A 24687-nucleotide genomic window follows, 5' to 3' on the forward strand; every position below is an offset into this window, starting at 1 on the left:
CGACACCGGCAGCACCGCCACCAGCAGCACCGACCCACCGCCAGGAGGAGAACCGATGAGCGACCACAGCGCGTCCCCCGCCGCCCCCGCGAGCCCCGCCACGCCCGACGAGCTCGAGCTCGTCGACGCGTGGTGGCGGGCGGCCAACTACCTGACGGTGGGTCAGATCTACCTCCGGGAGAACGCGCTGCTGACGCGCCCGATCGCGCGCGACGACATCAAGCCGCGCCTGCTCGGGCACTGGGGCACCTCCCCCGCGCTGAGCCTCGTGTACGCGCACCTCAACCGGGTCATCCGCCGCGACGACCGCGACCTGCTCTACGTCTGCGGCCCCGGCCACGGCGGGCCCGCGATGGTCGCGAACACCTGGCTCGAGGGCACCTACAGCGAGCTCTTCCCGGACGTGAGCCTCGACGCGACCGGCATGCAGCGGCTCTTCCGGCAGTTCAGCTCCCCCGGCGGCATCCCCTCCCACGCCGCGCCCGAGACGCCCGGCTCGATCAACGAGGGCGGCGAGCTCGGCTACTCGCTGAGCCACGCCTACGGCGCCGTGCTCGACGACCCCGATCTCGTCGCGGTGTGCGTGATCGGCGACGGCGAGGCCGAGACGGGCCCGCTCGCGACCAGCTGGCACGCGAACAAGCTGCTCGACGCCGTCCACGACGGCGCCGTGCTGCCGATCCTCAACCTCAACGGCTACAAGATCGCCAACCCGACGATCCTCGCGCGCATCCCCGAGGGCGAGCTGCTCGAGCTGTTCCGCGGCTACGGCTACCAGCCGATCGTCGTCTCGGGCGGCTTCGACGGCGAGGACCCGATGGTGGTGCACCGCCAGATGGCGGCGGCGCTCGACGAGTCCTTCCGGCGCATCGACGAGATCCAGCGGGAGGCGCGCTCCGGCGACGGCGTCGAGCGCCCGCGCTGGCCCATGATCGTCCTGCGCAGCCCCAAGGGCTGGACGGGCCCGAGGGAGGTCGACGGGAAGAAGGTCGAGGGCACCTGGCGTGCCCACCAGGTGCCGCTGAGCGGGGTCCGCGAGGACGACGAGCACCGGGCGCAGCTCGACGCCTGGATGCGCTCGTACGGCGCGGAGGGGCTCTTCGACGAGTCGGGGGCGCCGGCCGCGTTCCTCGACGCGCTGCGACCCCGGGGCGAGAAGCGGATGAGCGCGATCCCGGTCTCGAACGGCGGCCTCGTGCGCCGTGACCTGTCGCTCACCGACTACCGCGCGCACGCCGTGGAGACGAGCGACGACCGCCGCACCACCGCCGAGGCGACCCGCGTGCTCGGCCGCTGGCTGGCCGACGTCGTCCGTGACAACCCCGAGACCTTCCGGCTCTTCGGGCCCGACGAGACGGTGTCGAACCGCCTCGACCCGGTGTTCGACGTCACCGACCGGGTCTGGGCCGCCGACATCGAGGCGGACGACGAGCACGTCGCGCGGAGCGGCCGCGTGATGGAGGTGCTCAGCGAGCACCTCCTGCACGGCCTGATGGAGGGCTACCTGCTCACGGGGCGCCACGGCCTGCTCAACACCTACGAGGCCTTCGTGCACATCGTCGACTCGATGTTCAACCAGCACGCCAAGTGGCTCGAGAGCGCCGCCGAGATCGAGTGGCGCGCCCCGATCTCGGGCTTCACCTACCTGCTGTCGTCGCACGTCTGGCGGCAGGACCACAACGGCTTCTCGCACCAGGACCCCGGCTTCCTCGACGTGGTCGTCAACAAGCAGGCGCACCTCGTGCGGATCTACCTCGCGCCCGACGCGAACACGCTGCTGGCCGTCGCCGACCACGCCCTCCGCACCACCGACGTCGTGAACGTCATCGTCGCGGGCAAGCAGGAGGCGCCCGCGTGGCTCTCCCTGGAGGAGGCGGAGGCACACGTCGCCGCCGGGGCCGGCATCTGGGAGTGGGCGGGCACCGAGGGCACGCCGGTCGAGGGGGTCGACCCCGACGTCGTGCTCGCGTGCGCCGGCGACGTCCCCACGCTGGAGACCGTCGCCGCCGCCGACATCCTCAAGAAGCGACTCCCCCAGCTCGTCACGCGGGTCGTGAACGTCGTCGACCTCATGCGCCTGCAGGACGTGCGGGAGCACTCTCACGGGCTCACGAGCGACGACTTCGACGCGCTGTTCACGACCTCGGCGCCGGTCGTCTTCGACTTCCACGGCTACCCGTCGCTCGTGCACCAGCTGACCTACCGGCGCACGAACCACGACTCGATGCACGTGCGGGGGTTCCAGGAGAAGGGCACGACGACGACGCCGTTCGACATGGCGATGCTCAACGACATCGACAGGTTCCGGCTCGTGCTCGACGTGCTGCACCGCGTGCCGGGCCTCGCCGACGAGCACCCCGAGCTCGTCGCCGAGTTCGAGGCCAAGCGCGAGGAGGCGCGGGCGTACGCCTACGAGCACGGCGAGGACCTGCCCGAGGTCGTCGAGTGGGAGTTCGGCCGCTAGCGGCCCGAGGCGCCCGGGCCGCGGGCGCCCCTGACCGAGGCCCCGCTCAGAGCTGACGCACCAGTGCCGGGATCCGCTCGCGGAACGGGAAGAAGCCGCGGGAGGCGTGGGGCCAGGCGGTGCCGTCCCACCGGCGGCGGACCGTCACGAGGGCGATGCCCTCGGCGGCGAGCACGGGGCGCAGCGCCTCCAGCCGCTCGGCGACGGGCCCCACCGGGGCGAACGGCACGACGACCGTGTCGAGGCCCTCGGCCGTCGCCCAGCTCAGCACCGTCGCGGGCGCCGCGTCGGCGAGGGTCCGGGCCGGGCGCCCGCCCGCGTCCGGCGTGCGCGCCGCGGCGTCGGCCACGGCCCCGGCCGTGAAGGCGGCGACGACGGGCGAGACCCCTGAGGGGGACCGCGCACCGGCGTCGGCGCACACGGCCGTGGCCAGCACCGTGCCGACGAGGCCGGGCCGCTCGGCGAGCAGGCGGCCGGCCTCGAGGTCCTCCTCGTGCAGCAGCAGTCCGACCCGGTCGCCGACCTGCCCCACGACGTCGTCGGGGTCGACGGGGGTCCGCGCGGGCAGGGGCTCCTCGTCGAGGGCGCGGGCCGAGGTGGCCAGGCCGGTCGGCGAGAAACGGCCGTCGGTGAACCGCGAGATGTTCGAAACCGTCGCGAGGTAGGTCTTGCCCCGTGTCTGCAGCCCGGCGACCCAGCGCCACGAGAGCGTGTTCGAGGCGGCGTCGCCGTCGAGCAGGTGCCGGTGGAAGAAGTCGGCGCCGAACTGCCACGGCAGGCCGAGCGTGAACACCCAGATGCTCGCGAACCACATGCGCGTGTGGTTGTGCAGGTAGCCGGTGTCGACCAGCTCACGGACCCAGGCGTCCATCGCGTCGATGCCCGACCGCCCCTCGACGGCGTCGTGGCAGCCCGGGGGGAGGTCGCCCGCCGTGAGCTCGGCGACGTCGTGACGGTACCGCCGCCAGACCTCGGGGTTCTGCTCCAGCCACCCCTTCCAGTACGTGCGCCAGAAGACCTCCTGGACGAACTTCTCGGCGGCCCCGAGGCTCGTGTGGGCGAGCACGGCCTCGACGACCTCCTGCTCGGTCACGAGGCGGTGGCGCAGGTACGGCGACAGCCCCGAGACGTTGCTGCGGGAGGGCCCGTCGTCGTGGTCGCGGTCTCGGGCGTAGGCGGCGCCGGCGCGGGGGACGAAGTCCTCCAGCGCGTCGAGGCCGGCGGCTCTGGTGGGGGTGGGCACGGGCCCATCATGCGCCCCACGGGGTGGGCGACGCCGGGGCGGCGGGACAGCGCGGCCGACGCGGCGTACGGTCACGGGCATGCCGAAGGACGAGACACCCCCGCAGCTGAAGAACCCGGACATGTACGAGGCCCTGCGCGAGGAGGGGAACTCGAAGGAGAAGTCGGCGCGCATCTCCAACGCCGCTGCTCAGAAGGGCAACAGCGAGGAGGAGGTCGCGGCGAAGGGCGGGCGGTCGGGGTCGTACGACGACTGGACCGTCGACGACCTCCGCGGCCGCGCGAAGGAGCTGGGCCTCAGCGGGTACAGCGACCGGAGGAAGGACGAGCTGATCGAGATGCTGCGCGACCACTGAGGTCGGGGCGACGGCCTCGGCGGGTCAGCTCGCCTTCTTCGTCGCCGCGGTCTTCTTCGCGGGCTCCTTCTTCGCCTGCTCCTTCTTCGCGGAAGCCTTCTTCGCCGGCTCCTTCTTCGCGGAAGCCTTCTTCGCGGGCGCCTTCTTCGCCGCCGCCTTCTCGGCCGGGGCCTTCCCGCTCGCTGACCCCGCGCCTCCGGTGCGCTTCTTCGCGGGGGCGCGTGACGACCCTGCCGACCGGCTGCGCTCGACCGACTGGCGCAGCGCCTCCATCAGGTCGATGACCTCGCCGTCCGACCCGCCGTCGCCCTCGTCGTCGTCGTCGTCGCTGCGGCCGAAGGTCGCGTCGGTGTCGAGCGACTCGCCCTCCTCGAGCTTGGCGTCGATGAGCTTGCGCAGCTCCTCCTGGTAGTCGTCCTCGAACTGCGACGGGTCGAAGTCGTCGCCGAGCGACTCGACGAGCGAGCCCGACATGTCGAGCTCCTTCGAGCTGATCCGCACCGTCTGGTCGAGCACCGGGAAGCGCGCCTCGCGCACCTCGTCGTCCCAGAGCAGCGTCTGCAGCATCAGCACGTCGCCGCGCACCCGCAGGGCGGCGAGGCGGGTCTTCTGGCGCAGCGAGAAGTGCACGATCGCGGTGCGCTCGGTCTCCTCCAGCGTGCGCCGCAGCAGCACGTAGGCCTTGGGCGACGACGAGTCCGGCTCGAGGAAGTAGCTGCGGTCGAACATGATCGGGTCGAGCTGGTCGCTCGGCACGAACTCGAGCACGTCGATCTCGCGCGAGCGCTCCTCGGGCAGCGACTTCAGGTCGTCCTCCGTCAGCACCACCGTGCGGTCGCCGTCGTCGAACGCCTTGTCGATGTGCTCGTAGTCGACGACCCTGCCGCAGATCTCGCAGCGTCTCTGGTAGCGGATCCGCCCGCCGTCGGCGTCGTGCACCTGGTGCAGCGAGACGTCGTGGTCCTCCGTGGCGCTGTAGAGCTTCACGGGCACGTTGACGAGCCCGAACGTGATCGCGCCCTTCCAGATCGATCGCATGGGGTCATCATGCCTCCGAACGCACCCCGAACGACCGGGTTCGGGGTACAACGGCCGAGCACGGGGAGGCGCGCGGGAGCACGGTGGACCGCATGAGCCAGTACGACAAGAAGAACCCCGTCGACCTCTACCCCGTCCCGCCCTTCCCCGAGCAGGAGCAGTCGCTGCCGGGCGAGGCGCGGCAGATGGACCCGAAGCCCGACCACGGCGAGACCAGCTACGTCGGCAAGGAGCGCCTCACCGGCTACCGCGGCGTCGTCACCGGCGCCGACTCGGGCATCGGCCGCGCGGCCGCGATCGCGCTCAGCCGCGAGGGCGCCGACCTCGTGCTCAGCTACCTGCCCGACGAGCAGGCCGACGCCGAGGAGGTGCGCGACCTGCTCGAGGGCGAGGGCCGGAGGGCCGTGCTCTTCCCCGGCGACATCAGCGACGAGCAGTACTGCCACGACCTCGTGTCGAAGGCCGTCGAGGAGCTCGGCGGCCTCGACACGCTCGTCATGGTGGCCGGCCACCAGGAGAGCCACGAGGACATCCTCGAGATGACCACCGAGGGCATCGACCAGACGATCAAGACCAACGTCTACTCGCTCTTCTGGCTGACGCAGGCGGCGCTGCCGCACCTCGAGCCCGGCTCGGCGATCGTCACGACCGGGTCGATCCAGGGCACGCAGCCCTCCCCCGACAAGCTCGACTACGCCCTGACGAAGGGCGCCATCGGCGTGTTCACGGCGGGCCTCGCCCAGCAGCTCGCCCCGAAGGGCATCCGCGTCAACCAGGTCTCGCCCGGCCCGATCTGGACCCCGCTGCAGCCCGCCTCGCAGGACGGCGAGACCGTCTCCGAGTTCGGCATGCAGGCCCCCTACGGCCGCCCCGGCCAGCCCGCCGAGCTCGGTGCGGCGTACGTGCACCTCGTCAGCCCCGAGTCGAGCTACACGAGCGGCGCCACCATCACGATCGCGGGCGGCACCCCGGCCGTCTGACCGGCACCGCGCCTCCTGTCGGCCCGCCGTCCGCCCGTCGGACGGCGGGCCGCTCCGTGCCCGGCGCCGCCGGGAGCGGGTAGAACGAGACCACCAGCCACGGACGACACGAGGAGGCGCGCCATGGGCCCGAAGGGACGCGGCGAGCGCGTGCAGGTCGGCGGCCACACGCTGCAGCTCACCAACCTCGACAAGGTGCTGTACCCCGCCACGGGCACGACCAAGGGCGACGTGCTCGGCTACTACGCCGCCGTCGCCGAGTGGATGCTGCCGCACGTCGAGGGCCGCCCGGCGACCCGGAAGCGCTGGGTCAACGGCGTCGACGGCCCGGTGTTCTTCGAGAAGAACCTGCCCGACTCGGCGCCGGAGTGGGTGGCGCGCCACGAGATCCAGCACAGCGACCACGCCAACACGTACCCGCTCGTCAACGACCTCGCGACGCTGACCTGGCTCGGCCAGGTCGCCGCGCTCGAGGTGCACGTGCCGCAGTGGCGGTTCGGCCCGCGCGGCGCACCGCGGAACCCCGACCGGCTCGTGCTCGACCTCGACCCCGGCGAGGGCGTCGGCCTGGCCGAGTGCGTCGAGGTGGCGCAGTTGCTGCGCCCCCTCCTCGAGGGCATGGGCCTCGAGCTCGTGCCGGTCACGAGCGGCAGCAAGGGCGTCCACCTCTACGCGCGGCTCGACGGCGGGCAGACGAGCGCCCAGGTCAGCGACGTCGCCCACGAGCTCGCCCTGGCCGTCGAGGCCGACCACCCCGACCTCGTGATCAGCACGATGGGCAAGGCCGACCGCCGCGGCAAGGTGCTGCTCGACTGGTCGCAGAACAACGGGAACAAGACCACCGTCGCGCCGTACTCGCTGCGCGGGCGCGAGCGGCCGACGGTCGCGACGCCGCGCACCTGGCGCGAGCTGGCGTCGAGGCAGCTGAGGCAGCTGGAGTACCCCGAGGTGCTGGCGCGCCTGCGGCGACGGGGCGACCCGCTGGCCGACGTGTCGAGCGGGACGCCGGTGCCGCCGGGTGAGCTCGGCGACGACATGCGCAACACGGAGTCGCCCGAGCACGATCCGGCGGGCGACGGCGAGACCCGCCAGCGCCACGACCGGCTCGCGACGTACCGCTCGATGCGCGACCCCGCCAAGACGCGCGAGCCCGTGCCCGCCGAGGCGCCGCCGACGAGCGACGGCCGCAGCTTCGTCATCCAGGAGCACCACGCGAGCCGCCTGCACTGGGACTTCCGCCTCGAGCACGACGGCGTGCTCGTCAGCTGGGCGCTGCCGAAGGGCGAGCCCGACGACCCGGGCCAGAACCACCTCGCCGTGCAGACCGAGGACCACCCGCTCGAGTACGGCACCTTCGAGGGCACGATCGCGAAGGGCGAGTACGGCGCGGGCGAGGTCACCATCTGGGACTCCGGCACGTACGAGCTCGAGAAGTGGCGGGAGGGCAAGGAGGTCATCGCGGTGCTGCACGGCGAGCAGCGGGGAAGCCGGCGGGTCGCCCTCATCCACACCGGACACGGCGGAGGGTCGGCCGAGAAGAACTGGCTGATCCACCGCATGGCCGACGACGCGGGAGGCGCGGGTGCCGACGGGCACGGCGGTCACGGCGCGCACGGCGGGCACGGTTCGACGGGGGCCCCCGCGGGCAGGAAGAAGAAGGGCCGGACGGTGATCGGCTCGGGGACCGGCGGCGGCGCTGCCCGCTCGACCCGCGACTCCCCGGGGTCGTCGCCGTCGTCGAGCGGCCGCGACGCGGGCGACCTCGAGCCCGTCTCCCCCATGCTCGCCGTCGCCGGCACCGCGGCCGACGTCGACGACGACTGGGCCTACGAGATGAAGTGGGACGGCATCCGCGCGGTCGCCGTCGTCCAGGGCGACCGCGTCACCCTGACCAGCCGCAACGGCCACGACCTCACCCCCTCCTACCCCGAGCTGCAGGCGCTCGCCGGCCTCGTCGACAGCGAGGGAGGCGCGGTGCTCGACGGCGAGGTCGTGGCCGTCGACGAGACCGGTCGCCCCGACTTCGGCCTGCTGCAGACGCGGATGGGCCTGACGAAGCCCCGCGAGGTGGAGGCCGCGGCGAAGGGAGCGCCCGTGCGGTACCTGCTCTTCGACGTGCTGCACGCCGAGGGCCGGTCGCTCGTGCGGCGGACGTACGACGAGCGTCGCGAGGTGCTGGAGCGCGTGGTCCGGCCGGAGGGCGCGATCGACGTGCCGGTCGTCTTCGACGGCGACCTGGAGGCGGCGATGCGCACGTCGCAGCGCCTCCGGCTGGAGGGGGTCGTGGCGAAGCGCCGCGACGCGGCCTACAGCCCCGGCCGGCGCTCGCGGGCCTGGATCAAGATGAAGCACCACGCGACCCAGGAGGTGGTGATCGCCGGGTGGCGGCCCGGCAACGGTCGCCGCGCCTCCGGGGTGGGCTCGCTGCTGATGGGCGTGCCGGGCGACGACGGGCTGACGTACGTCGGGCGCGTCGGCACCGGGTTCCGCGACCGCGACCTCGACGAGCTGCTCACGGAGTTCCGCCGCGTCGAGAGGAAGACCAGCCCGCTCGTCGGCGTGCCGGCCGCCGACGCCCGCGACGCGCACTGGATCACGCCGTCGCGCGTCGGCGAGGTGTCGTTCGCCGAGTGGACCGCGACCGGACGGCTCCGGCAGCCGTCGTGGCGCGGCTGGCGACCCGACAAGTCGCCGGGCGACGTGGTGCGCGAGAGCTGACGCGGTCGAACCCGGCATCGGACATCGCACCCCGGCGTGCCCGGGTTCGATGTCCGATCGCGGGTTCGACCCTGCGGCTCAGACCCCGACGGAGGAGACTCGGGGCATGACAGACGCCCGCGGCCAGCGCATCGTCCTCGTGGTCGCGGTGCTCGCGTCGTTCGTGGCCTTCCTCGACGGATCGATCGTGACGGTCGCCCTGCCGGCCATCGCCGGCGAGCTCGGCGGCGACCTCACGCTGCAGCAGTGGGTCGTCGACGCGTACCTGCTGACGCTCGGCTCGCTGATGCTCGTGGCCGGCTCGCTCAGCGACACCTTCGGGCGCGTCCGGGTGCTGCGCGCCGGGCTCGTCGCCTTCGCCGCCACGAGCGTGCTCGCGGCCCTCGCCCCCGACCCCGGCCTGCTCATCACCGCCAGGGCCCTGCAGGGCGTGGCCGCGGCCCTCCTCGTGCCGAGCAGCCTGGCCCTCATCACCTCGACCTACAGCGGCCCCGAGCAGGGCCGCGCCATTGGCCGCTGGACGGCGTGGACCGGCGTCGCCTTCCTCGTCGGCCCGCTGACCGGCGGCGCTCTCGTCGACACGATCGGCTGGCGCTGGGTCTTCGGGGTGGTGGTGCTGCCGGTGGCGGTGACGCTGGTGCTGATGACGCGCCTCCCCGGCGACGCCCACCGCGGCACCCCCGACGCCCCCGCCCGCGTCGACGTGGTGGGCGCCGTGCTCGCGGCGGTCGGCCTCGCCGGGCCGGTGTTCGCGCTGATCGAGGGGCAGCGCATCGGCTTCGGCACCTGGTTCGTGCTCGTGCCGCTCGTCGTCGGCCTCGTGGCCCTCGTGGCCTTCGTCGCCTGGGAGCGGCGCACGCCGCACCCGATGATGCCGCTCGACCTCTTCCGCACCCGCGAGTTCACCGTCGGCAACCTCGCCACGGTCGGGCTCTACGCGGCCCTCAACCTCGGCACGCTGACCATCCCGCTCGTCGTGCAGGAGCTCGCCGGCCTGTCGGCCACGGTCGCCGGGCTCGTCACGCTGCCGACGACGATCGTGTCGCTGCTCTTCTCCACCCTGTTCGGCACGCTCGCCGCGACGCACGGGCCCCGCCTCTTCATGACGGTCGGGCCGCTGATCACGGCGAGCGGGTTCCTCTGGATGCTGCTCGTCCGCGACCCGATCGACGTCTGGTGGCAGGTCGTGCCCGGCGTCGTGCTCTTCGGGTTCGGCCTCGCGGTGACGGTGGCGCCGCTGACCTCGGCGGTGCTGTCGCAGGTCTCGCCGGCCCGGTCGGGCATCGCCTCGGCGGTCAACAACGCGATCTCGCGCGTCGCCGGGCTCGTCGCCGTCGCCTTCCTCGGCGTGATCGCGGGAGGCGCGCTGACGGTCGACGGGTTCCACCGCGTCGTCGTCGTGGTCGCGGTGCTGCTCGGGGGGAGCGCCGCCGTGTCGTTCGTCGGTCTCCGGGGCTCGCGCCGCGCCTCCTCGTGACCACTCGCGGCGGCGCGCTAGCGTCGTCGGGTGCTCACCACCGACCGCCTCCTGCTGCGCCGCTGGTGCGACGCCGACCGCGCTGCGTTCGCGGCGATGAACGCCGACCCCGTCGTGATGGAGTTCTTCCCCTCGACGCGCACCCCCGCCGAGTCCGACGCGATGGTCGACCGCATCGAGGCCGGCTTCGAGCGCGACGGTTTCGGCCTCTGGGCGGCAGAGCAGCGGGCCGACGGCGAGTTCGTCGGCTTCGTCGGCCTGTCGCGGCCGTCGTTCGAGGTCGTCGCCGGCGGCCGGGCGCTCGTCGACCCGGTCGAGATCGGCTGGCGCCTCCGTCGCGACTCGTGGGGCCGGGGGCTCGCGACCGAGGCCGCGCGCGAGGTGCTGCGGCACGCGCTCGACCCGGCCGGCGCCGACCTGCCCGGCGTCGTGAGCTTCACGGCGGCGCTCAACCTGCGATCGCGGGCGCTGATGGAGCGGATCGGCCTGCGGCGCGACCCGGCCGACGACTTCGCGCACCCGGCCCTGCCGCCCGGCCACCGCCTCCGGCCCCACGTCCTCTACCGGGCGGCTCGCGTCTCGTCGGCGTAGCCCAGCGTCGCCCGGGTCGCGGTCGAGTGGTCACGAACTGCGCCTCGACCGGGGTCGGAGCGACAGTTCGCGACCACTCGAGCCGGAGGGGTAGGTGAGGGTCAGGCGGCGGGGCCGTGGCCGGCGGCGGCACGCTCGAGCACGAACGGGTCGGAGCAGCCGCGGGCGTACCCGTCGATGCGGCGGTCGATGTCGCGCTGCAGCACGAGTGCGCCGATGCGCTCGGCGACCGGGGCGAGCCACCGCGGCCGGCAGGTGAAGTTGTAGCGCCACACCGCGAGCGTGCTGCCCGGCTGGCCCTCCGCCGGCGTGAAGCGCCAGCCGCCGCCGAGCTTCTCGAAGAACCACGACCCCTTCGTCATCTTCATGCCGACGGTGGTCGGGGGCTGGTACGAGACGTACTCGCTCTCCATCCGGAAGCCGAGGCGGTGGATCGTCATGGTCCGCACGCCCTTGCCGGGGCGGGTCACGCCGTCGACGAAGTACTGCCGACGGATGAAGGGATCCCACCGGAGCCGCGCCTCCCCCGTGGTCTGCGAGACCGCGAAGGCGGTCTCGACGTCGACGGGGACGACACGGCGGGACTCGACGACGGGCACGGGCCCATGCTGCCACGGCGGGGGCCCGGGCGACAGACCTGTCCGGCCGGCCCGGCAGCCGCGCCCGTGCCCGGGCCCGGGCCCGCGCCCGCGCCCGCGCCCGCTGGTCGTCAGGCCCGGTCGTGCAGGGTCACGTGGTACCCGTCGGGGTCGGCGAGGGTGAACGTCCGGCCGAACGGCCCGTCGACGGGCGCCGAGACGATGCGGTGGCCGTCGGCGACCAGGGCGTCGTGGATCTGCTGCACGTCGGTGGCGTGCAGCCACAGCGCGGCGCCGAGCCCCGGCTGCTCGACGGCGTCGAGATCGGTGCCGGGCACGAGGTCGCGCAGCGCGAAGGCGATCGGCGTGGTCGTGAAGACCACGGCGTGGGGCGGGCCGGCCGGCGAGCGCACGAGGCCGAGGTACTGCTCGTAGAAGGCCTGGGAGACGTCGAGGTCGCGGGTCTGCAGTGAGATGAAGTCGGGGCCGGTGACGGGCACGGGGGGTCTCCTCGGAGGTGGTGGCTGAATGTCAGGATCCTGACATGAGACAGCCTATGTCAGAATGCTGACATGAGTCCAGACCGAGACGGGATCGACCTCGAGACCTCCCTCGGCTACCTCCTGAAGGAGGCGGCCAGCGCCCTCCGCACCGCCATGGACGACGCCCTCCGCCCCCTCGGCATGACGATCACGCACTACTCGTGCCTCGAGCTGCTGGCGCAGCGACCGGGCCTGTCGAACTCCGACCTGGCGCGCGGGGCGTTCGTCACCCGGCAGTCGATGAACGTGCTGCTGCAGTCGCTGGAGGCGGCCGGGTCGGTCGAGCGGCCGCCGGAGGCGCGGGTCGGCCGAGCGCTGCCGGCCCTGCTGACCGAGGAGGGCCGTCGCGACCTCGCCCGGGCCACGGCCGCCGTGCGGGCGGTGGAGCGTCGGATGCTCGACGACCTCACCGTCGCCGAGGAGGACGCCGCCCGTCGCGCGCTGCGCGCCATGGTCGGGTCGCTGCGCGGCGACGCCGCCTGACCCGGCACGCGGTCACCGCGCGCCGGCTCCCCCCGGCCGCACCCCGACCCGCACCGGCGCCCCCGGCGCGCTCGCGAGCCGCAGCGCGTCGTCGAGCTGCTCGAGCGGCACGACGTGCTCGACGAGCTCGGCGAACGGGTAGCGGTGCCGCTGCTCGGAGACGAACGCGACCGCGGCGACGAGGCTCGCGGGCGCGTAGTCGTGCACCCCGGTGAGGGTGAGCAGCCCCCGCTCCACCCTCTCCGGCAGCACCGGCACGGCCGCTCCCGGCGCGACCGGCCCGGCGAGCACGACCACCCCGCCCACGCCGACCGTGTCGACGAGCAGCGCCACGGCGGCGGAGCTGCCCGAGGTCTCGAGGGCGACGGTGCGGTGGCGGCCCGAGCGGTCCACCTGCCCGAGCGCCCGGGCGAGGCTCAGCGGGCCCCGCGACTCCCCCGGGTCCGCGACCGCGGCCGCTCCGAAGCGGCAGGCGAGCAGCCGTCGGCACTCGGAGGCCTCGACGACCACGACCCGGGCCCCCGCCTGCGTCGCCATCGCGGTCGCCGCGAGCCCGCGCGCCCCGGCCCCCGAGACGACGACCACCTGGCCGCGGAGCGCCTCCGCCGCCGGCCCGCCGGCCGCCAGGGCCAGCAGCGAGGAGGCGCGGTGCACGGCCTCGGCGGCGGTCGCGACCGCGCACGACGCGGGGGCGAGCACCTCGTCGGGGACCGCGTCGTCGTCGACGACGACGACCGCCGCCCCCCGACGCACGTGGACGTGGCTGGCGAACCCGCCGCCGAGCTCCCACGAGCGACGGACGGCCGCGTGCCCGTGCCGTTCGAGGCTCGCGCAGGCCTGCGGCAGCCCGCGGTGGCACTCCACGCACCGGCCGCACGCCACGACCACCGACCAGACGACGCGCATGCCCGGCAGCAGCCGGCGCCCGTCGACCGACCGGGCGTGCGGGTCGGCGTCGACGACGCGCCCCACCTGCTCGTGGCCGAGCACGCACGGGGTCGCTCCCGGCCGCCGCCCGGTGACGGTGTGCACGTCCGAGTCGCAGATCGTGGCGAGGTCGACCCGCACGAGCGCGTCGCCGCGCTGCAGCCGCACCCCGGGCACGGCGACGGCCTGCAGCGGACGGCCCGGGCCCTGCCAGGTCATCGCGACCGCCGCCTCCGGCAGCACCAGGTCGCGCCCCGGGGGCAGCGTCACGGGCCCCGTCGCGGTGCCGCTCGCGCCCCGCGCCCCCGCGCGGGTCGTCGCCCTGTTCGTCATGCCGTGTCGCCCCCGTCGCGCACCGCGGCTCCGGTGCCCGCGTCGTGCCCCCGACGCTACGGAGCGCCGGTGATCGGACGGCGTCCGGCAGGTGAACGAGAGGAGGCGCGGTGCCGGTCAGCGGGTGGGCGAGAGCCCCAACAGCCGGATGACGTCGTCGGCCTCCTGCTCGGGCGTCTGCGTCGCGTCGACGACGATGTGGCGCTCGTCGGCCTGCGGGGGCTCGAGGGTCGCGAGCTGCGAGTCGAGCAGCGAGGCCGGCATGAAGTGGCCGGGGCGCGCGGCCATCCGGCCGCCGATGAGGTCGTTGCTGCCCCGGAGGTAGACGAAGACGACGTCGAGCTCGCGCAGCACGTCGCGGTAGCTGCGCTTGAGCGCCGAGCAGGTGATGACGCCGGGCACGCCCTGCATCGCGTGCTCGATGATCCACGACGAGACCGTGTCGAGCCACGGCGCCCGGTCGTCGTCGTCGAGCGGCACGCCGGCCGCCATCTTCGCGACGTTCTCGTCGGGGTGCAGGTCGTCGCCCTCGGCGTGGTCCCAGCCCAGGCGCTCGGCGACCAGCGCCGCCACGGTCGACTTGCCGGAGCCCGAGACGCCCATCACGACGAGCACGGGGGCACCCGACCAACGACGGGCGGTCTCGGGGACCTGCGCCTCGCCTCCGGCCGGGACGTCACGGGAGGCGTCGTGGAGCGAGGAGCCGGAGGCGGGGGCCGGGGAAAGAGAGGTCATGGTGTCGCGTCCTTCCGAGGGCGCTTCTCCGCGACCTCGTCGTCTGGGGGCCGCGCGCACCGCCCGGGGGCGGCGTCGATCGGCCCGTCGTGGAGGCCGGGCCTGCCGGTCTGCCATCCTGGGAGGACGCGCGGATCTGAATAATCAGATTAATCAGATCCCAGGAGTGTGCCACACGGCGACTCCCCCGGCAAGACGCCCGCGAGGGCTCAGGAAGACCACGATGACGACCGGACTCCCCTCCGCCTCCCGCGACCGCGGGCTCCACGCCCGCGTCGTCGACGCACTCGGCCAGGACATCGTCGACGGGCGTCTCGCCCCCGGAACGATCCTCAACGTCGAGGCGATGAGCGAGCGGTTCTCGGTGTCGCGGTCGGTGCTGCGCGAGGTGCTCCGGGTGCTGCAGTCGCTCGGGATGGTGGAGCCCCGGCAGCGCACCGGGACCCAGGTGCTGCCCCGCGCCTCCTGGGACCTGATGAGCCCGCAGGTGATCCTCTGGCGCGGCCGCGGCCCCGAGTACTTCACGCAGATGCGCGAGCTGCTCGAGCTGCGGCTCGGGCTCGAGCCGATGGCCGCCCGCCTCGGCGCGCTCACGCCCGACCCGCTGCAGGCCGCCGTCGTGCTGGAGGCCGCCCGCACGATGGTCGAGGCCGACGCCGCGGGCGACGGGCCCCGCTACCTCGAGGCCGACGTCGCCTTCCACACCGCGCTGCTGCGCGGCTCGGGCAACCAGGTGATCGGGCACTTCGCCACCCAGGTCGAGGCCCTGCTGCGGACCCGCGTCGAGGAGGCCCGCGCGACGATCACCGACTGGACGCCCGCCGCCGCCGCCGCGCACCTCGCCCTCGCGGAGGCGCTCGTGGCCGGCGACGCCGACGTGGCCTTCCGCGCCGCGTGGGAGCTGATCTCGGGCACGGTCGACGAGTTCGTCCGTGAGTCGGACGAGGAACTGCACTGACCGCAAGCGTTCACGCGCCGTTCATCGCGGGCGGCCCGGCCCCGGCCTAGCGTCGGCCGGGCAGGGGGCGCGGCGCCGCCGTCGCGACGCACCGGCCGCCCCTCGGAGGGACGACGACGATGGACGTGCTCGTCACGGTCATGCTGGTGATCGTCGTGGCGCTCGTGTTCGACTTCACGAACGGGTTCCACGACACCGCGAACGCCATGGCGACCTCGGTCGCCACCGGGGCGCTGCGACCCAAGGTCGCGGTGCTCATCTCCGCCGTGCTGAACCTCGTCGGGGCGTTCCTCTCGACCGAGGTCGCGAGCACGGTCTCGAACGGGCTGATCCGTGAGGGCGAGGGCGGGGTGCAGGTCACGCCCGTCATGATCTTCGCCGGGCTGGTCGGCGCCGTGCTCTGGAACCTCGCCACCTGGTACCTCGGCCTGCCCTCGAGCTCGTCGCACGCGCTCTTCGGCGGCCTGATCGGCGCGGCGGTGATCGGCGCCGGCATCGGCTCGGTCGACTTCGCGGTCGTGCTGTCGAAGGTCGTGCTGCCCGCGATCATCTCGCCCGTCGTCGCCGGGGTGGTGGCGCTCGTCGCGACCTACGCCGCCTACCGGATCACGCGGCAGGCGACCCTCCGCGGGTCGACCGCGGCCTTCCGTCACGGCCAGACCGTGAGCGCCTCGCTGGTGTCGCTCGCGCACGGCACGAACGACGCCCAGAAGACGATGGGCGTCATCACGCTCACCCTCATCGCGGCGGGCTACCAGGGCGCGGGCACCGGCCCGCAGCTCTGGGTGATCGTCGCCTGCGGGCTCGCGATCGCGCTCGGCACCTACCTCGGCGGCTGGCGGATCATGCGGACGGTCGGCAAGCGCATCACCGACGTCAAGGCCCCGCAGGGCTTCGCCGCCGAGACCAGCTCGGCGGCCACCATCCTCATCTCGTCGCACCTCGGCTTCGCCCTGTCGACGACGCAGGTGACCTCGGGCTCGATCGTCGGGGCCGGCCTCGGGGCGAAGCTCGCGACGGTGCACTGGGGCGTCGTCGGCAAGATCGCCTCGGCCTGGGTCTTCACGCTGCCCGCCGCCGCCCTGGTCGGCGGAGTCTCGGCGTGGCTGGCCAGCACGAGCACGGCGGGCCTCGTCGTCGTCGCCCTGCTCGCCCTCGGCGGGGGCCTGGCCTTCGCCTTCCTCGCGCGGCGGCACCCCGTCACGCACGAGACCGTCAACGACGGCGACGAGGCTCCCGCGGCTGCCCAGCCGGCCGGCGCCTCCCGCCAGCAGGGAGAGTGACCGTGTTCCTCGGAGTGGACTGGGGCGCCTTCGTGGTCGTCTTCCTCGTCGCCCTCGCGGCGACGGCCGTGATCGTCACGTCGTTCGCGCTGGGCATCCGCGCGTTCGCGGCCGGGGCGGAGGAGCCCGCGGGTGCGGGTGCGGGTGCCGATGGGGCGACGGCGGCCGTCGCCTCGGGGCCGGTCAGCCGCCCGGCGGGGGCCACCGCCGCGGGGCTCGCGTGCTTCGCCGTGGGCGTGGCCGCGGTGCTCTACGGGCTGTGGATGATCGTGCCGCAGTTCCACTGACGACGTCGAGGTGCCCCGCCCTGGGCCCTGCCCACGCGGCGGGGGCCCAGTGCGGGGCATCTCCCTGCCCGGGCGGCGCCGAGGAGTCGCGGGTCGGGTCGACGACGAGTCGTCACGTCGCGTTCACGCGCGCGTCGCATCGGCGGCGCACCATCGACGCATGATCGCCATGAGCGCCCTCGTCCGGCCCACCGCCGGCATCCGCCCCGTCCGCCAGCTCGAGCAGAGCCTGCGACGGGACTACGAGAGCGTCCCGGTCACGCCCCACCGCTTCCTGGTGCGGTTCGCGGACGGGCCCGTGCTGATCACCGACGAGCTCGGCTCGCTGCGCGTCGACGTGGTCGTCTCGGACGAGCGGGCGGCGCGGCACTTCGAGGACTCCTTCCGCACCGAGATCGCGGTGCGGCTCGAGGAGGGCTCGCTCGACGTGAGCTGGTCGCGCCCCGCGAGCGTGCCCCAGCCGCTGCGCTGAGGGCCGGCGCCGAGGCGCGCGCCGATGCGTGCTCGACCCGTGCGATGATCTGGGCGACATGACAGCGACAGGCACGCCGGCACCGGGATCGGCAGCGGCACACCGCGACTCGACGACCGACGCGGCTCCGCGGGAGGTGACCCGCGCCTCCCTGGTGGCCGTGTGGGCGGGGCGGGTGCTGGTGCCGCTCACGGCGGCTCTGGTGGTCGCCACCCGGCTGACCCGGCCGTGGTGGGAGCGACAGGGCCTGGACGAGACCGGGTACCCCGCGCACTGGCTGCCGAACGTCACGTTCGCCCTCCTCCTCGCGGTGGGGATCCTGGCCCCGTGGCTCTGCGGCCTGGTGGCGTCGCCCTGGGCTGCTCGGCGGGACGGAGCGGAGATGGTCGTCACGTCGGTGACGGGTCGCCGCCGCTTCACCGTCGCGTCGTGCCGCGTCGTCGACTTCCGCATCCTCAGCACCCCCTCGACCTCGCACGGCGCCGTCGTCGTGGGGCCGCGCGGCGGGGTCGTCGTCCTGCTGGCCGGGCTCCCCCACGGGGGCCGGCGACGCATCACCGCACTGCTCGGCGATCAGCCGCGCGACGGCCTCGGCCGCGCCGTCCGCGAGCACCTGCTCGGCCTGGCCCTGCTCCTCCTCACCGTCGCGGTGGTGTTCGGGGTCCTCGGCCTCGGCTCCTGGGCCGTCGGCGGCGTCCTCTGAGGCGCGGTCACCGCCGCTGCCCCGCGACCGGCGTCGCGCATCGTGCGGAGCGGCGAGGTGGACCGCGACCGGCTGCTGCGGTTGCTCTTCGTCCCGAGGACGTTCTCGGCCGCCGAGGTCGACCCCGCCGACGTGCTCCCCCGGGTTCGTGGACCAGCTGCGCCGTGACGCGTCGACATACGCCCGGGCGTCGTCGACGAGCATCCGGGGGGTGGCTCGCCGACACGGCCGTCGGCGTCGGGGCCGTCGTCGTGTTCGGCGCCCTCGTCGGAGGCGCCGCCTCGGCCGCGCACGCCGTCGCGCTGGCCACGGGGTCGGCCGTGCTGGAGTGGGGCATCTGGCCCGACAGCTGGGCGGGGCTGTGGACCGCCACGGGCGTGCTCACCCTGGGCCTGGCGGCGATCGTCGCCCTGTGGTCCGCGGCGGCCCTGGCCACCCGGCTGCCCGAGGTGATCACGGACCGGCGCCGGCGAGCGCGCCGCTCGCCCCGCCGCAACGGCAGCCGCAGCGCCGGCGGCCGCGGCCGCGGCTAGGGTCGGCAGGGTGACCGAGCACACGCAGGACGGTGCGATCATCGTCCGCCTCTTCCCTGACCACGCCGGCACCGTGATCTGGTCCGGCGGTCCCGCGCCGTACGACGAGGCCGGTCTGTCATCGCTGCTGGAGGCCGACCTCCGAGCCTGGGAGGCGTTCCACCGCGCACGGCCCGACCCTGACCTGGCCCCGCACGCCCCGGACGACGAGGACCAGTTCGCCACCACCGGCGTGGCCCTGGCCACGGGGCTGGCGAACGAGCTCGGGAACCGGTTCGAGGTGCACCTCATCCACCGCGGCCGCGAGGTGCTCAGGTCGACCGAGCCGCCGACGAACCCGGGCGCAGCCCGAGCCCTGCGCACGCGCGCCCGACGCCAGGCGGCGGAGGCACGGGCGGTCGTCGAGAAGCTGGGCGGCGGCGCGTGGTTGGCGTACTCGCCGGCCTCGGGCAACCGCTTCTACCCCGGGCGCGGGGCGGTGGACGCGGCAGACGTCGGCCCTGACGACGTCGAGGTGCGCGACGCCGTCCTGCGCGACGCCGTCCTGCGCGATCCCGACCGCGGCCACCACGACGACGACGCCGCCGCCGGGTGACACCGTGACTCGCCCACGCTAGACGACCTCCCCCGCCCACTGCGTCGCGAGGTCCGGGTAGACGCGGAGCGCCGCGGCCGGCACGACCTCCCAGGTGCGACGGTCCTCCTCCGAGAACCGCATCTCGGCCATGGCGGGGTACTCGCCGGCCAGCCCCCGGGGCCACTGGTCGAACGGGTGGTCGTGGTCGCGCTGAGCCGTCCCCGACGCGCACAGGGCGTCGCGTTGCTCCGGCGACAGGGGCCGGAGGACGCCCGCGCTCTCGAGCCACTCGACGACGAGCGCGAGGCTCTCCCCGGCCCGGGCCTCGTCGGCGCCGGTGACCGCCCGCCAGCGGAGCTCGGCCCGGAGGGCCGTCTCCGCCGCGCCGACCGACGCCAACCACGGCATGGCGAGGGCTGGGGCGAACGGGCCCCGGCCGTTGACGGTCGCGGCCGTGAGCGGGGCGTCGGCGATCTCGACCAGCAGCCGGGCCTCGGCCGTCGCGAACCACTCCGCGACGTCGTCGGCGAGCGACGGGTACGCGATGGTCGCCCTCCCCGCGGCCACGCTCGCCCGCTGCCGGGGGATCGTGCGGTCGCGGAGCGCGAGCGACGGCCGGTCGAGCCCCAGGTCGGCGGCGAGCTGCTCGACGCGCCCCTTCAGGTCGTCCCGGATCGTCAGGACGGCGAGCAGGTCGGCCCCGATCGGGTCGGGCACGTCCCAGTCGAGCACCGGGGTGCCACGGGGCACGGGGAACGAGTCGGGGCAGCCGATCCGTACGACGAGGTCGGCCGCCCGCACCGGTGCCGCCATCACCTTCGCCGGCACCTGCTCCGTCTCGACGGGAGCCTTGTCCATCCCCATCGCGACGACCACGTCCCGCTGCACGAGCGGGCTCACGCGCCCCTCCTGCGGCGAGACGCCCCGGGCCTCGACGATGAACACGGCCCCGTCGAGCGCCCGCAGGTACGCGGCCGCCATGACGCTCCGCCCGATGCCCCGAGGGCTCACGACCATCACGCGGGGGATGCGGTCGCCGTCGAGGAGGGCCGCGAAGGAGGCGCGGTGCGCGGCGCTGAGACGAGGTCGCCCCGGTGCGGCGGCGCCCCGGGCGGCGGCGGCGGCGGCGCGCCGACGAACGGCCCGGATGAAGCGGATCTCACGGCCGTACAGCACCCCGAACGCCACGGAGAACCCGAGGCCCCCGAGGGCGCCGACGTACCCGAGGACGACGCGAGACCAGAGCGCCCCCGCGACCGGCCAGCCCGCCGCGAGCTGCGCCCGCTGCTCGACGTCGGGGAGGAGCCAGGCGTCGGTGCTGATCACGGCCACGACGACGGCCATGACGGGGAAGACGGGAAGGCACCACAGCATGGCGCGCTGCGCCTCGGTCACGACGACTGCCCTGGTGACGTCACGACGACCTGGCCTCCCCTGCGGCAGGACCCGCGCCTCCCCCCGGACGATCCTGGCGGAGGCGCCCGCCCCGGTCGATCCCGCGTCAGGGGGCCATCCACCGGCGTCACCGGGACGACGCCCTCCGACGAGACCGCCGGAGCGGAGGGTCAGCCCCAGATGCGGTCGACGATCGCGCCGAGCAGGTCGTCCGTCGGGTAGTTCGACTGGCGCACCGTGACGACGACGCCGTCGCGCACGAGGACGGTCTCGGCGAAGTCCGTGTCGTACTGCTGGTCCTTCGTCGTGTACTGGCACACGGTGCCGCCGAGGCGCTCCGAGCAGTCGTAGACGACGTCGGCGCCCCGCCGCTCGGTGTCGACCGTGGGGTCGGCGAGCCAGTCCAGGTAGGAGGCGGCGGCCGCGTCGTCCACCGTGGCCACGTCGACGAACAGGCCGGTGACGTCCGACCGCGGGTCGCGCCAGCCGCAGGTCAGCTGCGTGGCGGCCACGACCGTCTCGTAGGGGTCGGCGCCCGCGGGTGCCGGGCTCGGCTGGAGCTGGCCCGTCGGGCCCGTGAAGAAGTCGGGGTCGTTGAGCGGCGTCTCGCCCATCGTCGCGGCGTAGGTGGCCGGGTCGACGATGTCGGTGCAGTCCGTCGGGATCGACGCGACGGCGGGCTCCGCGGGCGTGGCCGACGGCGTGGGGGCGGGGGTCGCCGAGGCCGTGCTCGCCACGTCGGTCGCGGTCGGCGTCTCGTCCGGCGAGCCGTCCGCCCCCGTGCCGCACCCGGTCAGGGTGAGCGTGAGCGCCACGAGGGCGCCCGTCGTCGTGGCGGTCCAGGTCGCGCGTGCGTGCCTCATGGTGTCCCCCTCCGGACCGACCGCGCCGGGCGTGCCCCGTCGGCGGTCGTGCGTCGACCCTACCGACGCTCGGTCACTGCGGCCTCGTCGGCGGCGACGTCGTCCTGCACGGCGAACTGCGTCCGGTGCAGCTCCTCGTAGCGCCCGGCGGCGGCCAGCAGCTCCTCGTGCGTCCCGCGCTCGACGATGGAGCCGTCCTCGACCACGAGGATGAGGTCGGCGCTGCGGATCGTGGAGAGGCGGTGGGCGATGACCATCGCCGTCCGCCCCTCGAGTGCCTCGCTGAGCGCGGCCTGCACCGCCGCCTCCGACGTGGAGTCCAGCGCCGCCGTCGCCTCGTCGAGGATGACGACCTGCGGCCGGGCGAGCAGCAGCCTCGCGATGGTCATGCGCTGGCGCTCGCCGCCGGAGAGCCGGTAGCCCCGCTCCCCCACCATCGTGTCGAGCTGGTCGGGCAGCGAGCGGACGAGCGGCTCGAGCCGCGCCCGGCGGACGGCGTCCCACACCTCGTCCTCGGTCGCCTCCGGCCTCGCGAGCCGCAGGTTCGAGAGGATCGTCTCGTGGAACAGGTGGCCGTCCTGGGTCACCATCCCCAGGGTGTGCCTCAGGGAGGCGAAGGTCACGTCGCGGACGTCGGCCCCGGCCAGGCGCACGGCACCGCCGTCGACGTCGTAGAGGCGCGAGAGCAGCTGGGCGATCGTCGACTTGCCCGCCCCGGAGGTGCCGACGAGGGCGACGGTCTGGCCCGGCTCGATGCGGAACGACACCCCGTGCAGCACCTCGTCGCCGCCCCGGGTGTCGAGCGTGGAGACCTCCTCGAGGGAGGCGAGCGACACCTTGTCGGCGGACGGGTACGCGAAGCGGACGTCGTCGAACTCGACGCTCACCGGGCCCTCGGGCACGGTGGCGGCGTCGGCCTTCTCCCGGATGAGCGGTTCGAGGTCGAGCACCTCGAAGACGCGCTCGAAGCTGACCACCGCGCTCATGATCTCCACCCGAGCGTTCGCGAGGCCGGTCAGCGGCACGTAGAGGCGGGTGAGGAGGAGCGCCAGGGTGACGACCTCGCCGGTGTCGAGCTGGCCGGCGAGCGCGAGGGCGCCGCCGAGCCCGTAGACGAGCGCGAGGGCCAGGGCGGAGACGAGGGTCAGCGCGGTGACGAAGACGAACTGCAGCAGCGCCGTCCGGACCCCGATGTCACGGACGCGGGCGGCGCGGACGCGGAACTCCGCCGACTCCTCGTCGGGGCGGCCGAAGAGCTTGACGAGGGTGGCGCCCGGCGCGGAGAAGCGCTCGGTCATCTGCGTGCTCATCGCGGAGTTGTGGTCGGCGGCCTCGCGACGGAGCGCGGCGAGGCGGCTGCCCATGCGTCGCGCGGGGACCAGGAAGATCGGCAGCATGACCACCGCGAGGACGGTCACGAGCCACGACGTGCTGAGCATCACGATCAGGGTCAACGCGAGTGCCACGACGTTCGTGACGACACCGGACAGCGTGCCGCTGAAGGCCTGCTGGGCGCCGATCACGTCGTTGTTGAGGCGGCTGACGAGAGCGCCGGTCCGCGTGCGGGTGAAGAACGCGATCGGCATCTTCTGCACGTGGTCGAAGACGGCGGTGCGCAGGTCGAGGATGACGCCCTCGCCGATCCGGGCCGAGTACCACCGTGTGACGAGGGAGACGCCGGCGTCGGCCACGGCGACGACCCCGATGAGGACGGCGAGCCGCACGATCGTGGAGACGTCGCCCCGGGCGACGATGACGTCGACCACCCGGCCGGCCAGCACCGGCGTCGCGACCGCGAGGAAGGCCCCGACCACCGAGAGGCTGATGAAGAGCACGAGCTTCGCCCGATAGGGCACCGCGAACGTCATGATGCGCCGGACGGACGCCCGCGAGATGCCGTGCGCGCCGTCCCGCGCGGACGAGATCTTGTAGAGCGAGCTCCAGGCCGCGCCTTCCATGCTCATGGCTGTTCCTTCCGTCGGTACCAGGCTCAACCTAGACGGCGGGCGACGCTCGGCTCGCAGCCGACGGAGCCGGGTGGAGCCGCAGCCCGCCCGAGGCGGGGTTGCACCTGCCGCAGCGTCATGTGGTCTGCTCGGAGCACGTCCCGTTCCGCCCCCCTCCGAGAGGTCCACCGTGCACTCCCTCCCGACTCCGCCCCGTCAGGTCATGATCGGCGACGCCGCGGCGTTCGTCGGCACCACTCCCCGGGCCATCCGCCACTGGCACGAGGTCGGCCTGCTCCCGGAGCGCGAGCGGGGCAGCGACGGTCGGCGCCGGTACGGCTACGCGGAGATCATCCGGCTGCTCTGGATCCGACGGATGGCCGACGCCGGGATCGCCCTCGACGACGTCCGCGACGCGTTCACCGAGGCTGGACCGGCCGGTGTCGGGGGCGAGGGCGAGGTCGCGAGCGTCCTCGCCCGGCTGGAGGACAGCCTGGCGGCGCAGGAGGCCGAGCTGCGGCGGAAGCGGGCCGCGGTGCAGCGCATGCGCGCCCGCGGCGATCGCCTGGGGCTGCTCGACGACATCGTCTCCGACCGCCTCCAGGCCGCGCCCGAGGGCTCGCTGCGCCAGGACGACCTCGACACGCTGCTGGTCACCGAGCGCATCTTCGGTCCGCTCGGAGCGGTCGCGCAGGCCGGCCGCTTCCTCACGCTGGCTCTCCACCCCGAGCTGCGCGCCGAGTCCGACCGCGTCGACGCCGCGGAGGAGGCCCTCGACGACACGGTCGCCGTCGACGATCCGCGGGTGGCCCGGGTCGCGGCCGAGCGTCACGCCTTCGAGACCACGCTCATGCGGGTCATCGAGGAGTCCGGTCAGCTGGAGGAGGACGACGCGATCTTCGACGCCTGGGAGGAGCTGCACCCGCGGGGGGACGCGGACGTGGTGCTCGACCGGGTCGGGAGCTCGCGGGGCAGGAGCGCGGCGGAGATCATCCGGAGCCTGCCCTCCGACTTCTCGCCGGCCCGCCTGCGCTGCAGCGAGCTGGCGCTGCAGCTGGGGGCGTCCGCGGCGTCGTCGGCGCCCTGAGCGAGGCCGTCGTCGGCCGCGGCGTCGGGGCCGGCTGAGGCCAGACCGGCCGTGTCGACCCGTCTGGGGGACCACGCCAGGGCCTCCCTCCTGCGTCCCGCCCGGTGTTCCGTGGACGA

The 24687-nt window shown here is 74.3% G+C and carries 24 protein-coding genes; 15 read left to right on the forward strand and 9 right to left on the reverse strand.

All coding sequences use genetic code 11. From position 1 onward, the window contains the following. Positions 1-55 precede the first annotated feature (55 nt). Positions 56-2464: a phosphoketolase gene (locus tag JOE43_RS13105; RefSeq protein ID WP_209518278.1), complete on the forward strand. Its 2409-nt coding sequence runs from the start codon at positions 56-58 to the stop codon at positions 2462-2464. A 46-nt stretch (positions 2465-2510) separates the two neighbouring features. Here JOE43_RS13105 and JOE43_RS13110 read toward each other — a convergent pair whose 3' ends face one another. Further along, a complete protein-coding gene (locus tag JOE43_RS13110; protein WP_209518280.1) occupies positions 2511-3707 on the reverse strand; it encodes an FAD-binding domain-containing protein in 1197 nt (398 codons plus the stop codon). A gap of 79 nt (positions 3708-3786) precedes the next feature. On the opposite strand from JOE43_RS13110, the gene JOE43_RS13115 reads away from it, so the two are divergent. Next, complete coding sequence (locus JOE43_RS13115) at positions 3787-4062, forward strand: Rho termination factor N-terminal domain-containing protein (RefSeq protein WP_209518282.1); 276 nt, start codon at positions 3787-3789, stop codon at positions 4060-4062. 24 nt (positions 4063-4086) lie between these two features. Here JOE43_RS13115 and JOE43_RS13120 read toward each other — a convergent pair whose 3' ends face one another. Beyond that, complete coding sequence (locus tag JOE43_RS13120) at positions 4087-5100, reverse strand: Ku protein (protein ID WP_209518284.1); 1014 nt, start codon at positions 5098-5100, stop codon at positions 4087-4089. 92 nt (positions 5101-5192) lie between these two features. Between JOE43_RS13120 and JOE43_RS13125 the strand changes: the two genes are divergently transcribed. The 4 genes from JOE43_RS13125 to JOE43_RS13140 all read left to right on the forward strand — a co-directional run bounded on the left by JOE43_RS13125 (position 5193) and on the right by JOE43_RS13140 (position 10866). Beyond that, a complete protein-coding gene (locus tag JOE43_RS13125) occupies positions 5193-6080 on the forward strand; it encodes an SDR family oxidoreductase (protein ID WP_209518286.1) in 888 nt (295 codons plus the stop codon). Positions 6081-6203: 123 nt separating this feature from the next. After that, positions 6204-8798 (forward strand): ATP-dependent DNA ligase, encoded by a 2595-nt coding sequence (locus tag JOE43_RS13130; protein WP_209518288.1) that lies wholly within the window; start codon positions 6204-6206, stop codon positions 8796-8798. A 106-nt stretch (positions 8799-8904) separates the two neighbouring features. Then, a complete protein-coding gene (locus JOE43_RS13135; protein WP_209518291.1) occupies positions 8905-10275 on the forward strand; it encodes an MFS transporter in 1371 nt (456 codons plus the stop codon). 30 nt (positions 10276-10305) lie between these two features. Next, positions 10306-10866 (forward strand): GNAT family N-acetyltransferase, encoded by a 561-nt coding sequence (locus JOE43_RS13140; RefSeq protein WP_209518292.1) that lies wholly within the window; start codon positions 10306-10308, stop codon positions 10864-10866. Positions 10867-10967: 101 nt separating this feature from the next. On the opposite strand, the gene JOE43_RS13145 is transcribed toward JOE43_RS13140, so the two are convergent. Both JOE43_RS13145 and JOE43_RS13150 read right to left on the reverse strand, forming a co-directional pair. After that, positions 10968-11465, reverse strand: coding sequence for an SRPBCC family protein (locus JOE43_RS13145; protein ID WP_209518294.1), 498 nt, complete (start codon positions 11463-11465; stop codon positions 10968-10970). Positions 11466-11575: 110 nt separating this feature from the next. Continuing rightward, complete coding sequence (locus JOE43_RS13150) at positions 11576-11944, reverse strand: VOC family protein (RefSeq protein WP_209518296.1); 369 nt, start codon at positions 11942-11944, stop codon at positions 11576-11578. Positions 11945-12016: 72 nt separating this feature from the next. On the opposite strand from JOE43_RS13150, the gene JOE43_RS13155 reads away from it, so the two are divergent. Then, positions 12017-12469, forward strand: coding sequence for a MarR family winged helix-turn-helix transcriptional regulator (locus JOE43_RS13155; protein WP_209518298.1), 453 nt, complete (start codon positions 12017-12019; stop codon positions 12467-12469). A gap of 12 nt (positions 12470-12481) precedes the next feature. On the opposite strand, the gene JOE43_RS13160 is transcribed toward JOE43_RS13155, so the two are convergent. Together JOE43_RS13160 and JOE43_RS13165 are read right to left on the reverse strand one after the other, a co-directional pair. After that, on the reverse strand, positions 12482-13729 hold the full coding sequence (locus JOE43_RS13160) for an alcohol dehydrogenase catalytic domain-containing protein (RefSeq protein ID WP_245187155.1): 1248 nt from the start codon (positions 13727-13729) through the stop codon (positions 12482-12484). 117 nt (positions 13730-13846) lie between these two features. Then, the gene (locus JOE43_RS13165) at positions 13847-14332 is read right to left on the reverse strand and encodes a gluconokinase (RefSeq protein WP_235491316.1); all 486 of its coding nucleotides are present in this window, start codon (positions 14330-14332) and stop codon (positions 13847-13849) included. 355 nt (positions 14333-14687) lie between these two features. Between JOE43_RS13165 and JOE43_RS13170 the strand changes: the two genes are divergently transcribed. The 7 genes from JOE43_RS13170 to JOE43_RS13200 all read left to right on the forward strand — a co-directional run bounded on the left by JOE43_RS13170 (position 14688) and on the right by JOE43_RS13200 (position 19295). Then, entirely contained in the window at positions 14688-15422 is a 735-nt protein-coding gene (locus JOE43_RS13170) for a FadR/GntR family transcriptional regulator (RefSeq protein WP_056056344.1), read from the forward strand. Between the two features lie 119 nt (positions 15423-15541). After that, a complete protein-coding gene (locus JOE43_RS13175) occupies positions 15542-16705 on the forward strand; it encodes an inorganic phosphate transporter (protein ID WP_209518302.1) in 1164 nt (387 codons plus the stop codon). Further along, a complete protein-coding gene (locus JOE43_RS13180) occupies positions 16702-16992 on the forward strand; it encodes a hypothetical protein (RefSeq protein WP_209518304.1) in 291 nt (96 codons plus the stop codon). Before JOE43_RS13175 ends, JOE43_RS13180 begins: the two co-directional genes overlap by 4 nt. Positions 16993-17152: 160 nt before the next feature. Next, positions 17153-17464 (forward strand): hypothetical protein, encoded by a 312-nt coding sequence (locus JOE43_RS13185; protein WP_209518306.1) that lies wholly within the window; start codon positions 17153-17155, stop codon positions 17462-17464. Positions 17465-17522: 58 nt separating this feature from the next. Then, entirely contained in the window at positions 17523-18167 is a 645-nt protein-coding gene (locus JOE43_RS13190) for a hypothetical protein (protein WP_209518307.1), read from the forward strand. A gap of 164 nt (positions 18168-18331) precedes the next feature. Continuing rightward, a complete protein-coding gene (locus tag JOE43_RS13195) occupies positions 18332-18700 on the forward strand; it encodes a hypothetical protein (protein WP_209518309.1) in 369 nt (122 codons plus the stop codon). A 10-nt stretch (positions 18701-18710) separates the two neighbouring features. Then, on the forward strand, positions 18711-19295 hold the full coding sequence (locus JOE43_RS13200; protein WP_209518311.1) for a hypothetical protein: 585 nt from the start codon (positions 18711-18713) through the stop codon (positions 19293-19295). 18 nt (positions 19296-19313) lie between these two features. Here JOE43_RS13200 and JOE43_RS13205 read toward each other — a convergent pair whose 3' ends face one another. The 3 genes from JOE43_RS13205 to JOE43_RS13215 all read right to left on the reverse strand — a co-directional run bounded on the left by JOE43_RS13205 (position 19314) and on the right by JOE43_RS13215 (position 23499). Further along, the gene (locus JOE43_RS13205) at positions 19314-20672 is read right to left on the reverse strand and encodes a low molecular weight phosphatase family protein (RefSeq protein ID WP_209518312.1); all 1359 of its coding nucleotides are present in this window, start codon (positions 20670-20672) and stop codon (positions 19314-19316) included. 170 nt (positions 20673-20842) lie between these two features. Continuing rightward, entirely contained in the window at positions 20843-21535 is a 693-nt protein-coding gene (locus JOE43_RS13210; RefSeq protein ID WP_209518314.1) for a hypothetical protein, read from the reverse strand. Between the two features lie 59 nt (positions 21536-21594). Next, positions 21595-23499 (reverse strand): ABC transporter ATP-binding protein, encoded by a 1905-nt coding sequence (locus JOE43_RS13215; RefSeq protein ID WP_209518316.1) that lies wholly within the window; start codon positions 23497-23499, stop codon positions 21595-21597. 172 nt (positions 23500-23671) lie between these two features. Here JOE43_RS13215 and JOE43_RS13220 point away from each other — a divergent pair, with 172 nt between their 5' ends. Next, on the forward strand, positions 23672-24568 hold the full coding sequence (locus JOE43_RS13220) for a MerR family transcriptional regulator (protein WP_307803373.1): 897 nt from the start codon (positions 23672-23674) through the stop codon (positions 24566-24568). The last annotated feature ends 119 nt before the right edge of the window (positions 24569-24687 follow it).

The organism is Frigoribacterium sp. PvP121, from assembly GCF_017833115.1.
GTDB lineage: Bacteria > Actinomycetota > Actinomycetes > Actinomycetales > Microbacteriaceae > Frigoribacterium > Frigoribacterium endophyticum.